Origin of the sequence: Turicibacter bilis (assembly GCF_024499055.1) — a bacterium.
Taxonomy (GTDB): Bacteria; Bacillota_I; Bacilli_A; order MOL361; family Turicibacteraceae; genus Turicibacter; species Turicibacter bilis.
Genome location: NZ_CP071249.1, coordinates 2532595 through 2547138 on the forward strand (window position 1 = coordinate 2532595; position 14544 = coordinate 2547138).

A 14544-nucleotide genomic window follows, 5' to 3' on the forward strand; every position below is an offset into this window, starting at 1 on the left:
ATAAATTTTAGCGAAAAACTTAGAAAACATTTACAAAATATTTTACTATGATATAATTTATATTAAGCGCTTTCATAAATGGAGGGGGATATTATATGGATAAATTATTTTTTAAATTATTTGTAACTGTTTCTATTTTACTAGTATTTTTATTTTCTACATCAGTCAGTTCTAATGCTCAATCTGAGAAAGATTCTGAGGTAGTACATTCAGGTATTAACGTTGAAAAAGTGACAGGGATTTCAGATGAGACTATTCGAGGGGTTGATGTTTCAAGTGTCATCTCATTAGAGAATAGTGGTGTGAAGTTTTTTAATTTTGAGGGGGAAGAACAAGATATATTTAAAACATTAGCTGAATCAGGTGTGAATTATATTAGGGTTAGAGTATGGAATAATCCATATGATAGTGAAGGAAATGGTTATGGTGGCGGAAATAATGATATTGATACAGCTGTTGAGATTGGAAAGCGTGCCACTCAATATGGAATGAAGTTATTAGTTGATTTCCATTACTCTGATTTCTGGGCAGATCCTGCGAAACAACAAGCGCCGAAAGAATGGCAAGGATATAGTTTAAATGAAAAGCAAGAGGCTATTTATCAGTTTACAAAAGAGAGCTTACAAAAATTAATTGATGCGGGTATCGATGTAGGAATGGTTCAGATTGGGAATGAAACGGGTTATAGTTTCGTCGGCTGCTCGACATGGGATGAGAAATATGAAAAAGTTTCATTTTGGGATATTGCCCAACTAATGAATGCAGGAAGTCGAGCGGTTCGTGAGATTGATGAAACTATTTTAGTAGCTGTGCATATGACAAATCCTGAAAGAGGTTATGAATGGATTTCAAAAGACTTACATGATAATGGGGTTGATTATGATGTTTTTGCAACTTCATATTATCCGTATTGGCATGGAACATTAGAGAATTTAACAAGTCAACTACAACAGATTGCAGATACTTATGGTAAAAAAGTCATGGTTGCTGAAACTTCATATGTTAATACCTTTGAAGATGGTGATGGACATCCTAATACAGTCTCTGAGAGTGAACCTGTATTGGCTTATGAAGCATCCGTTCAAGGGCAAGCGGAACATGTTAGAAATGTGTTTCAAGCTGTTAGTAATGTTGGAGATGCAGGGTTAGGCGTTTTTTATTGGGAACCGGCGTGGATTCCAGTTGGGCCTAGTGAACAGAAAGAAGCCAATCAATTATTATGGGAGCAATATGGATCGGGTTGGGCTTCAAGTTATGCAAGTGAATATGATCCAGAGGATGCTGGTAAATGGTATGGTGGAAGTGCAGTTGATAATGAAGGTTTATTCGATTTTGAGGGTAAGCCATTAGAATCATTGAATGTTTTTAAATATATCTTTACTGGAGCAACTACTGAGCAGACAGGAGAAGAAGAAGGAGATAAAGAAGAACCAAATGAGTCTACACCAGCCCCTGAAGAAGATAAGGATGAGCCAAGTCAACCAGAAACAGGAGGAGAGGTATTTAATTTAGTTGTTTATTTGGGAGATAATAAATTACAATTAGATAAAAATGGAAAAGGGTATAGTGTATCAAATATTAAGTCTGAAGTAAAAACTGTACACTTTAATGTATCCCAAACGCCTATAACTAATATAGAAGATACTCTTACTGTGAATTTAACATGGCCTCAAAATGCAACGCTTCTTAAGGTTAATGGTAAAATATTGACGAATGAAGAATTAATTTTTGATTTAAATGATGTGGAAAATATCTTTAAAGTAGAGGTTTATAATGGAGAAATATTAGAAGAGACGTATAATATTACTGTTAACAAGGCTAAGGTGGCTACTCCAGTAGTAGATAAGATGAATCAAGAAGAAGCAGAAGATGTATCACAACAAAAGCCAAATGAAAGTGAAGGAAGTAAGGAGCCAGTAGATAAACCTGAAACAGGATTTGTTGGAATAACTTTATTAGTTGGAGCTTTATTCATCGGGTTAGGAAGTGTAGCCGTTGGATTAGATAGATACTGCATAAAATAGTAAATTAAAAAGTGAACTAGCATTAAGTTGAGCTGTTTAGCTTGTGTTTAGTTTACTTTTTTTATTGCTTTTTATTAAAGATAACCCTCTAATATAAATGCCTCAATTTTGTTAAATTTTATATATTTTACACAAAAAGTGTGATAAATGTCATATAATTTATATAAATGGACAATGTATGTCCAGGTAAAATGATATAATGTTGAGGAAATGGTATAATGATGTATAAAGAGAAAGATCACAGAGTTCATCGGATTTTATCTATTTATGAGCGTTTAGTAAAGGGAAAGGTATTAAATAAAGAACAATTAGCTCTTGAGTTTGGTGTAAATAATAAGTCAATCCAACGAGATATTGAGCAAATCAAATTCTATTTAGCAAATCAGCCTGAATATGCAAGTTTAGAGTTAAAATATAGCCGTAAATATCGTGGTTATCAGCTACTAGGAAGCGAGAATCAAAACTTGAAACGAGAAGGTTTGTTAGCGATGGTAAAGATTTTATTAGCGAGTCGAGCTTTTAACGAGAAAGAAATGAATTATTTAATTAATACATTACTGAATCAGCTAGAGTTATCGGATCGTAAATTGATTAAAGAGCTCATTGGAAACGAATTATTTAATTATGTTCCATTAAAACATAATCGCGATGTATTAGATAAAGTTTGGGAGTTAAGTGAGATTATTCATAATCGACAGATTATAGAAGTCTCATATATTCGAGGAGACCATAAACGATTACGTCGGCACTTAAAACCAGTAAGTATCATGTTTTCAGATTTTTACTTTTATTTAATTGCCTATATGGAAGAAACGAAATATGATTTATATAGTAGTGAAACACTAAATAATAATTATTTGCGAGTCTTTCGAGTTGATCGATTTGAAAATTATCGTGTAATAAATCGTCAATTTTACTTGCCTTATTCTAACCGATTTGAAGAAGGAGAGTTTAGAAAAAGAATACAGTTTATGTTTCTTGGCGAGTTAATTAAATTAAAGTTTGAATTTTATGGTTCCAAAATTGAACCTGTACTTGATCGTTTACCAACAGATACCATTTTAGAACAAGACTTTGATAAATATGTAATTGAGGCTGAAGTATATGGTAAAGGGATTGTCATGTGGTTATTCAGCCAATCAAGTAATATCAAAGTATTATCACCACCTAGTTTAGTGGAAGAAATGAAAGATGAACTTAGACGTTTATCAAGCATGTACAACCTTTAGGGTGTCATGTTATTTGGGGTTTTATATCGGCGTGGGAATCGATATAAAATAAATTATGGGTAATGTTTTGATTCAATTGTTTCGTTTTTTTAGTGTTGTGGGTTATAAATTTGGGAGATTTATAATCAATGTCAATACAAGATGGGTATTTATTTAGGGTAAATTATTAAGATTAGAGTGATGCGAGAGAGTTTAATTAGCGGGGAAAGTATAAAGTAATAAGGGGTTATTACTTTAATAATGGAAAAATAATTTTTAAATTTTTATTATTTACTTTATGATAGTTTATAAGTTTGAAATGAAGTTTTATATCGGGAAAGCTTCATTAAGCGATTGCTTCTAATTGGGAGGAAGTAGTCGCTTTTTTATTTAGGTATTGTGTTAGCATTATTTGATGAAATTGAATGATATTCTTTTTACTTGGAGAGGATTTCAATCGAATACCATCAAAAAGACACATCTTTTATGTTGAAACCGCATTCAGCATATGGTAAATTAATCTTTGTGACTCACAAGCTCTAATGATAGAGTTATCGTTTCATTCTGAGGGGGATGAAGCAATTGTGATTACACGAAAGGAATGTATTAACTTTTTTTGAAAAATAGGTGATTAATCACTACTTTGTCACCATCACTTGCTTTTGGCGGCAACTTTATTATTAAAAACTTCAATGTGTTGGAGATCTAAAATGTAAAACCACCCATGAAAAAATGGGTGGTTTTATTTATGTGAGAAGATAATCTTTTTTTGATTCAGTGATGACTTCTGAATCTGAAAAGCTATAACCTTGCAACAAATTCATGTGAGAAAATAATTGGAATAGATAAAGGTCACTCATGAGTTCTGTTTTGGAATGTTTTCCATTCATTTCGATGAGTTGAATAGTAGCTGTTGGGTCTTCATCATAATTGGTCTCAACATGAGCAATAAGTTCAATGGAAGGAGCTGGGTGTTTGCTCATGTATCGAATCATACGTTCAATTTCTGCAATGGTTTGATGAAGGTTTAATTGTTTCAAGGTTACTAAAACATTTGGGTCTAGAATATCTTCATACTCAAGTTCATAGATCAGACGCCCTAATTCATGAATGACAAAGAAGAGGTAATAAATGTCGACTCCATTTCCACTAAAGTCAATAGAGCCTTCATGACGCTTATAAGTAATATAATACTCTTTAGTCATAGAAAAATCCCCCTTTTATTTCTTGTCTTACCTATAGTTTATTCAACAAGAAGGGAGAATTTGACGAAATTGTATCATTATTGACTAAAAGATTCGAAGAAATAAGAAGAGATATTTTCATGATTTTTATTATAAAATGAACAATAAATGGTATCTGGAAATTCTCCATTTAAAGGATAAACCTTTATAAAATAAAGCTCTTGTGATAAATCTTCAATAAAGGTTTCATTGTTTAATGATATTTTTAACGTACTTGCTCGTAAGTCTTCATTGATTCCCCAAACGAGGAAATAATCTGATGTTTGATAGGTCTGACATCGGTTCACATAGGCCCCACTTGAAGTGGTGTGCCCCCCAGAAAAGTTATATCGCCAAAACAAAAGAGTATTGGGCTCATACCAGGCGATATCTAATTGATCTGTTGCTAAGTCATGATAGAGGATAAATTCCATTTCATTCACGCGAATTTGATCCACTATCTCAATCTTGTGAGTTAAGCGGGATTGTAAATGTTTTGGAATCGATGAAGGATGAGTTGTCGTCAGATAAATCGCCAATAAATCGGCGATAAGAAAAAGCACTAAGGCAAGCATGAGCTGACGCTTCAGTTTTTTAAACATAAATCCTCCAATAAATTACGTCGTCTATAAACTGTATGCACATAGCAGAGGCTTTATCATTTATATGATTGGTAAAATTAAAACGTGGTATAATAAGTGAAACGGTTTCTTTTATTAAAGGAGAGGGTGAAATGGACTTAATACTAGCAATTGATCAAGGGACGACAAGTACAAGGGCGATTGTCTTTAATAAACAAGGTCAGGTTATTGAACAGTCACAACGTGAGATTACTTGTTTATATCCAACATCGGGATGGGTGGAGCAAGATGCGAATGAGATTTGGATTTCTACATTATCTGTTTTAAATAGCGTCTTATTATCCCCTAAAATTGATGTTCAGGATATTAAAGGAATTGGGATTACAAATCAACGTGAAACAACAATTTTATGGGATAAAAAAACAGGGCGCCCACTTTATCATGCAATTGTCTGGCAATCGAGACAGACAGAATCCATTTGTGAAAACTGGAAAGCTCAAGGGCTAGAAGCTATCGTTAAAGAAAAGACAGGGCTTTTAATTGATCCTTACTTTTCTGCGTCAAAAATTCGCTTTTTACTAGATCATGTTCCAGGAATTCAAGAGAAAGTGGCGAAAGGTGAGGTGTTATTTGGGACGGTGGATAGTTACTTAGTTTGGAAGCTATCAGGGGGAAAAACACATATTACAGATGTGACGAATGCTTCACGTACATTACTATTTAATATTCATACAGGAACATGGGATGAGGAATTACTAGAGCTATTCAGTATTCCAAAGAGTATCTTACCTGAAGTGAGACAAACTTCAGAAGTCTATACGTATACGATGGATTATATGACAGGGATCCCGCTACCCATTGCTGCAGTTTGTGGTGACCAACAGGCAGCTTTATTTGGTCAGAATTGCTTTTATAAAGGTGATGTTAAAAACACATATGGAACGGGATGTTTCGTCTTAATGAATACAGGAACTGAGCCAGTTCTTTCAAGCCACGGCTTACTAACAACGATTGCTTGGAAAATTAATAATGAAATACATTATGCCTTAGAAGGGAGCGTCTTTATTGGTGGGAGCGCGATTCAATGGTTGCGCGATGGACTTCGCATAATTAAACATGCTAAGGATTCGGAAGACTATGCAAATCGTGTAACAGATTGCGGTGGTGTATATGTTGTCCCAGCCTTTGTTGGGCTAGGAACGCCCTATTGTGATAGTGATGTTCGTGGTGGTGTGTTTGGTTTAAGCCGAGGAACAAGCAAAGAACATTTTATTCGTGCGACGCTTGAAGCGATTGCGTATCAAAGTAAAGATGTGATTACCGCGATGGAAGAAGATTTAGGGCACTCGATGAATGTTTTAAAAGTAGACGGTGGTGCTGCTAAAAATGGCTTTTTAATGCAATTCCAAAGTGATATTTTAGGAGTTGATGTATCTGTTCCGATGACAACAGAAACAACCGCCTTAGGTGTCGCCTATTTAGCAGGGCTTGCAACGGGTGTTTATAAAAGTATGGATGAGATCGCTTCTTATTGGCAATCGAATCAACAATATAAAGCCACAATTACAGAAGAACAACGAGAAACATTGTATGGAGGATGGAAAAAAGCCATTGCAGCGGTACGTATTTTCAAATCATAAGAGAACTTAATTAATACGTTGAATGATTAAAAATGATTGCTTCTTATATCGTCATAATAAAAGTAAAAGAGTAGTTATTAATTATAGTAAAATTTATTTAGCTTTATCGTACGGAATAAGAAGGGAGTGAAAGTGATGATTGGTCAGAAAGTTACTGTGATGATGGATCGTCCACTCGGATCAAAACATCCGAAACATGGGTTCATTTATCCGTTGAATTATGGCTATATTCCAGATACTGTAGCGGGTGATGGCGAAGAAGTAGATGCTTATGTTATCGGAGAGTTTGAACCATTAGATAGATTTGAAGGTTATGTCGTGGCGATTATTCATCGACAAGATGATGTGGAAGATAAGTTAGTTGTTTGTCGCGATCGGTATCGATATAATGAATCACAGATTAAGGCTTTAGTTGAATTTCAAGAAAGATTTTTTCAATCGACAATTGAAATGAGTGATTAGATGGAAGTGACAATTAGACGAGTTGAATTTTATGAAATTAACCAAGTTGTTAGCTTTTTAATTGAGCAGTTTAAGGATATATTTTTAACTTTAAAAATAGAGGAAGAGGTATTAATTCAGTTATTTAGTACTGCGATGAGGTGTGAACAATGCTTTATTGCATTGTATAAAGAACAACTGGTAGGTGTATTGACTTATTCAACGAGGGAACATGCTTCATTTGAAGTGAGTCTAAAAGATGTTAGAAAGATGACAGGGTGGTCTAAATTTCTACGATTTTATTACAAGGTTATGAGAGACGCAGTTGTTGTGAATGATAATCAAATATATTTAAATTCATTAGTTATACATCCAAGCTTTCGTCGCCAAGGCATTGCGACACAATTAATAGAATATATTTTGGATGAAATAAAAGTAAGTGAATATCTTCTTGATGTGATGAAGACAAATCAGGAAGCATTAGCTTTATATAAGAAGTTAGGGTTTAAAGTTATTAAAAAACGATTTAACACACTAATCTTGAAATTAATGTAGAAATTTGAAGGGGATATTTTACAATAAATGACAAATGAAGCTTAATAAGTGTATTATAATAAAAGAGCAATAGGGGTGTGATTAGCAGTGAAAAAACTAGATTGATTGTGGTTGAGGTGATTCAGTGGCAATTGATTTAGTTTTTTTCTTTTTCTTAGAGTGTAGTTATTGGGTACATAGCTGTGAATCTTTTTTTAATTTCTTTACTGTTATTTTTTGAAAGATTTATGTATAATTTCTTCATGACAAAAGAAAGGGGGCGTCATAGTGTTAGGGACAGTTGTGAATGCAGGGGCGATTATTTTAGGGGGGAGTATCGGACTTGTATTAAAAAAAGGATTGCCTAAGCGATTTGGAAATCAAGTCATGAATGGGTTAGCACTATGTGTACTATATATTGGTATCAGTGGAACGCTACAAGCAAAAAATGTATTAATGCTTATTTTATCAATGGTAATTGGAACGTTAATTGGTGAGTTATTAGATTTAGATGAACGTGTGACTCAATTAGGAAATTGGCTAGAGAATAAGTTTAAAAGTAAGGATGAATATGTTTCAATTTCTGAAGGATTTGTGAGTGCAAGTTTATTGTTTTGTGTTGGAGCCATGGCGATTGTTGGCGCTTTACAAGATGGACTAAAAGGTGATACCTCGATGCTTTATACGAAAGCAATGTTAGATGGAATATCAGCGTTAATTTTTTCAACGAGTTTAGGAGTGGGAGTTATCTTATCAAGTGTTTTGGTTTTGATCTATCAAGGTGGAATCACCTTTCTTGCGAGTTTGATGGCTCCTTTTTTAACTGATATGGTGATTGCTGAAATGACGGGGGTTGGATCATTATTAATTATTGGACTTGCCTTGAATATGCTTCGAATGACGAATTTAAAATTAATGAACTTTGTTCCTGCAATTTTTATTCCCATTCTTTTATCTTTAATCATGTAGGGGTTAGTGACTTTTTGCACTTATCAATCAAAATGGTCAAAAAGTGACAAATGTTGTATATTGAACTCGTTATAATCGAAAGTGAAAATAAGTGGATGTTTCGTGATTAGGGATATTACCGAATGTATTTTTGTTGATCACGAGTTAGAGACAGAGCATATTATCTTTATTCTACGGTCTTGTTTTCAAGCAGCTAAATGATGATCGAAAGGAGATGCTAACGATCTTCTTGCGGGGAAATATAGTGTACTTGCAGATGACCTTAGTCTACCTGATGAGGTGATCAAATAATATCCTCATCCATATGAGACAGAGTAGGTGTTTATGTGAGATGTTTTAATTCAAAAAGGTATATAAATGCCATCAAGTGACGGATTAACTAGGAGTTGAGGTAGAAAAAGCCATTTTTTGTATACAAGTATTTCATACAAGACGTTGCTTGATGTATTTTCAATGGGCATATCCGAAAGCTAAAATTATGATTTGTCTGATTGAAATCCAACGAATTAATAAAGAGAGTTGGTTTAAAAATTCGGCTGATATTAAACGTGTAATGGGGGAATTGATGCAATTCCTGGTTATTATTTAAAAATAAGCGGTGAGATTTAATTAAAGATTGGAAGTGTACGAAATGGTTGATGATGTTTTTGGTGAAAAGCTATCTGGTCAAACGTATGTTGATCGAGAAGGGGTTTATGCCATTATTTTAAATGATAAAAATGAAGTGGCTACTATTCGTCTACCTCATGGTTATTTTTTACCAGGTGGTGGATTAGAAGGCACTGAAAGTAAAGAAGCTTGTTTACGTCGTGAATGCTTAGAAGAGCTTGGCTGGGAGATTGAAATTAATCAATTTGTTTGTAAGGCATCTAATTACTACTATTCGATGTATCGTGATCTTTATTTACATGCAACAGGACACTTTTATTTAGCGACGTATCTTGAACAAGTGGCACAGCCGATTGAACATGACCATGAATTAGTCTGGATGAGTTTAGAGGATTGTTTAAGTCAATTACATCTTGATCATCAAGCATGGGCAATTAAGCAAGTGACTCACTTATTGTAGGATGAGGTGACAAGTGCCTCGTCATAGAAGAAGACATTCTGTAACTCAGGATGTCTTTTTCTATGATTAAATTAGTGTTTTTTGTTTAAAATAGGAGATGAATAAAATTCTTACAAAAAAACAATAATTGAATGAATTAATATATGCTATAATAGTAGCAATATTTTGAAAAGGAGTGAGCTTTTATGTTAGACACTTTAAAATTTAGACGTCAAAAATTAGGGGCCAATATTAAAGATAACTCGTTATTAATTTTGTTTTCAGGAGATGCACCCGTGCGTTCAGGTGATCAATTTTATGAATATACACCACATCGTAACTTCTATTACTTAACGAACTTAGATCGTCCAAAAATGGCGTATGTCTTACGTAAATTTAATGGAGTTATGGAAGATTATTTATTCATTGAGACAGTTTCAGAAGTAGAAGAAAAATGGACTGGAAAACGAATGAGTAAAGAAGAAGCAACAGAAATTTCAGGAATTAAAAATGTCTTCCCTGAAAGTGAGTTACGCAACATGTTAGGTCGTTGGTTATTAAACGAAGGATTTGAAAATGCGTACTTTGACTTTGAACGTGGATCATATCATCATTCAGATACGATTCAAACTTTATTTGCCAAAGAATTAAAACGTCAATATCCATTTTTGCACGTACAAAATATTTATCACGATATTACCGCTTTACGTTTAATTAAATCAGAAGATGAGATTGCAAATATGCGTACAGCAATTGAAAAAACACGTTTAGGAATTGAGAGTTTAATGAGAAACTCAAAACCAGGAATGTATGAGTATCAATTAGAAGCATATTATAATTTCACGATTAAAACAGAAGGGGTTAAAAAGACATCGTTCCATACGATTGCAGCTTCTGGAGCTAATGCCACAGTTTTACATTATGATAAAAATGATTCAATCTGTCGCGATGGAGATTTAATTTTATTTGACTTAGGATGTGAGTGGAACTATTATTGTTCTGATATTTCACGTACATTCCCAATTAACGGGAAGTTTACAGATCGTCAGCGTGATGTTTATCAGGCTGTTTTAGATGCGCAGTTAGCAACTATTGAAATCATTAAGCCTGGAGTTTCTCTACAAGATGTTAATGAATTTGCTCGTAGAAAGTTAGCTGAAGGATGTAAGAAACTTGGGTTAATTGAAAAAGATGAAGAATTATCAAAATACTATTACCATGGAATCGGACACTATTTAGGATTAGATACACATGATGTTGGTGGACGTGGTGGTGTCTTACAACCAGGTATGGTTATTACAATTGAACCAGGATTATATATTGCTGAAGAAGGAATCGGAATCCGTATCGAAGATGATATATTAGTGACAAAAGATGGACACGAAAACTTATCAAAAGACATCATCAAATCGGTAGAAGACATTGAGAACTTCATGGGTTCTCAGCGCTAAGGGGTTCCCTGGCATTTTCGAAGAAAATGTATCCTCAATTGCTAGGGATTGAAACAATCTTCGATTGTCAGCTTAGCTATGGAGTCCTTGTCTTTTTCGAAAGAAAAGTATCCTCCACTAATGAGGTATCTCTGCTGGTAGGGTGATAGCTTATTACTAAAAAAGACATTAAAAGTAAACAAAAGGGAGACTCTTAAATGAGTGCTCCCTTTTTCTATCGAAAATGTCGGTAGGTGGATTGTTTTTTCTCATGAAAGACCATTTCAGCAAATTTAACGAATAGTTTGCTAAATGGTAGGAATAAGAATACAGTCGATAAATTGAAGAAAAGTTGTGCATTCGCAATTTGTCGTTCAGGTGTTGGACTAAAGGTTGCAGTGAAATCTATTAGATTGTCGATGAATGGTAAGAAGAGTAGTGTTCCCAGAAAATTAAAGGTAAAGTGAATGAGTGCTGCCTGCTTTCCGGCTGTATTACCACTTAAGCTAGATAGTATAGCTGTCATACATGTTCCAATTTCATGGCCAAAAAGAATAGGAATGGCTGTATAAAGAGTGATTGCTCTGGTAGAAGCGAGTGAGATGAGAATGGCTGTTGAAGCTGAGGAACTTTGAATTAAGAAGGTAATGGACATTCCCAGAAGAATACACAGAAGAGGTTTACCTTGAACATTAAAAATGAGTCGTTGGAAAAGGCCAGAAGAGACGATAGGGCTCATTGATGATTTAACGATTCCAAGCCCGAGAAATAACATCCCAAAACTAAATAAAAAATGCCCGATATGATGAATGTTTTTCTTGGTAGAAAAGAGCATTAGGGTAGCTCCTAAAAAAATAAAGTAAGGAATAAAATCCGTTAAATTAAGTGTAATCAATTGCGTAGTTACCGTTGTTCCAATGTTAGCTCCCATAATGACTCCGGTTGCTTGTAATAAAGTCATTAATCCTGTATCCACTAGCCCAACGACTAACACAGTAATTGCTGAACTGCTTTGAACGAGTGCGGTAAAGATGCAACCAATAAATGCTCCTTTATAAGGAGAAGTAATGGTGGTAGAAACTGTTTCTTTTAATTTATTGCCAGCTAATGATTTCAAGGCATTGCTCATTTGTCGCATTCCATATAAAAAGAGAGCAAGACCGCAAAATAAGCTAAGGATGATCGGTAGTACAGTCATTATTTTCACTCCTATTGATGTTAGTATCTCTAGATTGTACGTTCCCTCTTTAAAATTTAGTCCATAAATTCTTCGATGGAAATGAATAAACTGTCCATTTTAAAGCCATAATAAGTCAGTTTATTTAATAGAAAGGGATGTGGCGAAGATGAATCATATTTTATTCAAAGTTGTAGAGATAGAGGAAAGATTAAGAACGACTCTAGAAATAGGAGGCCCAATTGATCGAATAGTTAGTGAGGCTCAACTAAAAACGTTAGACTTTTTTAAATACCATCCTATTCGTAATCAAGAAGAGGCAAATGAATTATTACGATTAATGGACTTAGTATTTGGTCTTAAATAAAAATAAAAAAACAAGTTAGGACATTCATCCTAACTTGTTTTTTTGTGGATAATATAAATTATTTTGTCATATTATTATCTAAACTTAAAACATATTCAGCGATATTGATTGAATGATCACCAATACGTTCAAAGTTTGAAATAGCATCTAAGAATACAGCACCACTATGAGCATTACATTTGTTTTGGCTTAAGCGTTGGATGTGTTTATCACGTAATAACTCTTCTAAGCGATCGATATTTTCTTCAAAAATCATTGTGTCATTTGCTTTTTGACGATTATTATTTTTGTAGCTTGCATAAGATGAATTAATCGATTCGATTGTATAGTTATACATTAATCTTAACTCTTCTAATGCATCACTTGTAAATGTTAATTTACTTGTTGAAACTTCTTCGGCTAATTCAGCGATATTTTTACTATGATCTCCAATACGCTCAATATCACTTATGATTTTAATCATTGATGCGATACGATTAGTATCAACTTCTGTAATATCATGAGAAGAAATTGACACTAAGAATGTAGATAATTCACGTTCTAAGCGATTAATCTCTGATTCATTTTTAAAGATTTTTTTGAGATTTGTTACTTTACCATCAATTAAAGCATTTGTTGAAAGTGTTAAGTTTTCTTTTGCTAAATCATACATTGTTAAACTTTCTTGGAATGCTTGCTCGAATGCAATCGCAGGTGTTTCAAGGAAACGACGATCTAAACGATTAATCGTTGGTTTTTCACCTTCTTTATCTTTAAGAGCTAAGTTAGCTAATTTAACAAACACACCAGCAAATGGTAATAAAATAATTGCATTGACAATATTAAAGATTGTATGTGCATTGGCAATTTGTTTGTCAATATCTCCACCCATATACATCACAACTTGCGATAGGATATTAATCAATGGTAAGAAGATTAATGTTCCGATTAAGTTAAATGATAAATGGATGAATGCAGCTTTCTTAGCCACTTTATTGGCATTTAAACTTGATAATAGGGCAGTTACACATGTTCCGATATTATTACCGAATAGGATAGGAATCGCTACTTGTAAGCTAATTGCACCTGTTGCAGCTAGGGATAAAAGAATTGCTGTTGATGCAGAAGAACTTTGTACGACTGCAGTCATAGCTGCCCCGACTAAAATTCCTAAGAACATGTTTCCTTCAAGAGTTAAGATTAAGTCTTGGAAGAATGTTGTTTGGGCAATTGGGCTCATTGCATCTTTCATTTGAGATAATCCCATGAATAAAAGACCGAACCCAAAGACGATTTTACCGATTTCTTTACGCTTTTCTTGTTTCATGAATAAGATAAGCGCCGCCCCGATAATGATGAATAATGGAATGTAATCATCAATTTTGAATGTGATTAATTGACCAGTAATCGTTGTCCCGATGTTAGCCCCCATGATGACTCCTACTGCTTGGTATAAGCTCATAAGACCTGCGTTAACGAAACCAACGACCATTACGGTTGTAGCACTACTACTTTGTATAATTGCTGTGACAATTGTTCCTACTAAAGCCCCTTTAAGTGGATTTGTAATGGCTTTATCGAAGAATGATTTTAATCGTGAACCTGCTGCGTTTTCAAGTCCATCTCCCATAAATTCCATACCGAATAAAAATAGGGCAAGTCCACTAAATAGACCTAGTAAGATATTAATGTATTCCATACAGTTACCTCCAAATTTTATCCTGTTCCATAATACTACAAAATCCTCTAAATGAAAATAATATGTTAATAGATTAACCTATATTTAAGATAAAAAACGATAGTATTTTAAAAAAATAAAAAGTAATCGTTATTTACGGTGGCATTTTATAATTTTAGTGTAACTACATTTTTTTATAAAATTCTGTTATTTTTTATTTCTTTTACACTTTCTATATATTTATT

General features: G+C 33.7%; 14 protein-coding genes. 10 read left to right on the forward strand and 4 right to left on the reverse strand.

Translation table 11 applies throughout. The features are described 5' to 3' along the window. Window positions 1-95 precede the first annotated feature (95 nt). Window positions 96-2024, forward strand: a complete 1929-nt coding sequence (locus J0J69_RS12220; protein ID WP_212725453.1) for an arabinogalactan endo-1,4-beta-galactosidase — start codon at window positions 96-98, stop codon at window positions 2022-2024. 218 nt (window positions 2025-2242) lie between these two features. Continuing rightward, a complete protein-coding gene (locus tag J0J69_RS12225; protein ID WP_237252333.1) occupies window positions 2243-3253 on the forward strand; it encodes a helix-turn-helix transcriptional regulator in 1011 nt (336 codons plus the stop codon). A gap of 725 nt (window positions 3254-3978) precedes the next feature. Here the strand turns inward: J0J69_RS12225 and J0J69_RS12230 are convergent. Both J0J69_RS12230 and J0J69_RS12235 read right to left on the reverse strand, forming a co-directional pair. Then, a complete protein-coding gene (locus J0J69_RS12230; RefSeq protein WP_055243339.1) occupies window positions 3979-4437 on the reverse strand; it encodes a hypothetical protein in 459 nt (152 codons plus the stop codon). 77 nt (window positions 4438-4514) lie between these two features. Further along, entirely contained in the window at window positions 4515-5057 is a 543-nt protein-coding gene (locus J0J69_RS12235) for a hypothetical protein (protein ID WP_212725454.1), read from the reverse strand. A gap of 131 nt (window positions 5058-5188) precedes the next feature. Here J0J69_RS12235 and glpK point away from each other — a divergent pair, with 131 nt between their 5' ends. The 7 genes from glpK (at window position 5189) to J0J69_RS12270 (ending at window position 11119) form a co-directional block, all read left to right on the forward strand. Next, entirely contained in the window at window positions 5189-6676 is a 1488-nt protein-coding gene (gene glpK, locus J0J69_RS12240) for a glycerol kinase GlpK (protein ID WP_212725455.1), read from the forward strand. Between the two features lie 135 nt (window positions 6677-6811). Then, window positions 6812-7138: an inorganic diphosphatase gene (locus J0J69_RS12245; protein ID WP_055243337.1), complete on the forward strand. Its 327-nt coding sequence runs from the start codon at window positions 6812-6814 to the stop codon at window positions 7136-7138. Beyond that, window positions 7139-7672, forward strand: coding sequence for a GNAT family N-acetyltransferase (locus tag J0J69_RS12250; protein ID WP_055276973.1), 534 nt, complete (start codon window positions 7139-7141; stop codon window positions 7670-7672). Window positions 7673-7939: 267 nt separating this feature from the next. After that, entirely contained in the window at window positions 7940-8620 is a 681-nt protein-coding gene (locus J0J69_RS12255) for a DUF554 domain-containing protein (RefSeq protein WP_055276975.1), read from the forward strand. A gap of 442 nt (window positions 8621-9062) precedes the next feature. Beyond that, window positions 9063-9209 carry a hypothetical protein gene (locus J0J69_RS12260; RefSeq protein ID WP_156343919.1) on the forward strand — a complete coding sequence of 49 codons (147 nt, stop codon included), beginning with the start codon at window positions 9063-9065 and terminating at the stop codon, window positions 9207-9209. Between the two features lie 42 nt (window positions 9210-9251). After that, complete coding sequence (locus J0J69_RS12265) at window positions 9252-9689, forward strand: NUDIX hydrolase (RefSeq protein WP_055243334.1); 438 nt, start codon at window positions 9252-9254, stop codon at window positions 9687-9689. Window positions 9690-9874: 185 nt separating this feature from the next. Next, window positions 9875-11119: an aminopeptidase P family protein gene (locus tag J0J69_RS12270; protein ID WP_212725456.1), complete on the forward strand. Its 1245-nt coding sequence runs from the start codon at window positions 9875-9877 to the stop codon at window positions 11117-11119. 214 nt (window positions 11120-11333) lie between these two features. Here the strand turns inward: J0J69_RS12270 and J0J69_RS12275 are convergent, their stop codons facing one another. Continuing rightward, the gene (locus J0J69_RS12275; protein ID WP_055243332.1) at window positions 11334-12296 is read right to left on the reverse strand and encodes a Na/Pi cotransporter family protein; all 963 of its coding nucleotides are present in this window, start codon (window positions 12294-12296) and stop codon (window positions 11334-11336) included. A gap of 148 nt (window positions 12297-12444) precedes the next feature. Between J0J69_RS12275 and J0J69_RS12280 the strand changes: the two genes are divergently transcribed. Then, window positions 12445-12642: a hypothetical protein gene (locus J0J69_RS12280; RefSeq protein ID WP_055243331.1), complete on the forward strand. Its 198-nt coding sequence runs from the start codon at window positions 12445-12447 to the stop codon at window positions 12640-12642. Between the two features lie 58 nt (window positions 12643-12700). Here J0J69_RS12280 and J0J69_RS12285 read toward each other — a convergent pair whose 3' ends face one another. After that, the gene (locus tag J0J69_RS12285) at window positions 12701-14320 is read right to left on the reverse strand and encodes a Na/Pi cotransporter family protein (RefSeq protein WP_212725457.1); all 1620 of its coding nucleotides are present in this window, start codon (window positions 14318-14320) and stop codon (window positions 12701-12703) included. Window positions 14321-14544 lie beyond the last annotated feature (224 nt).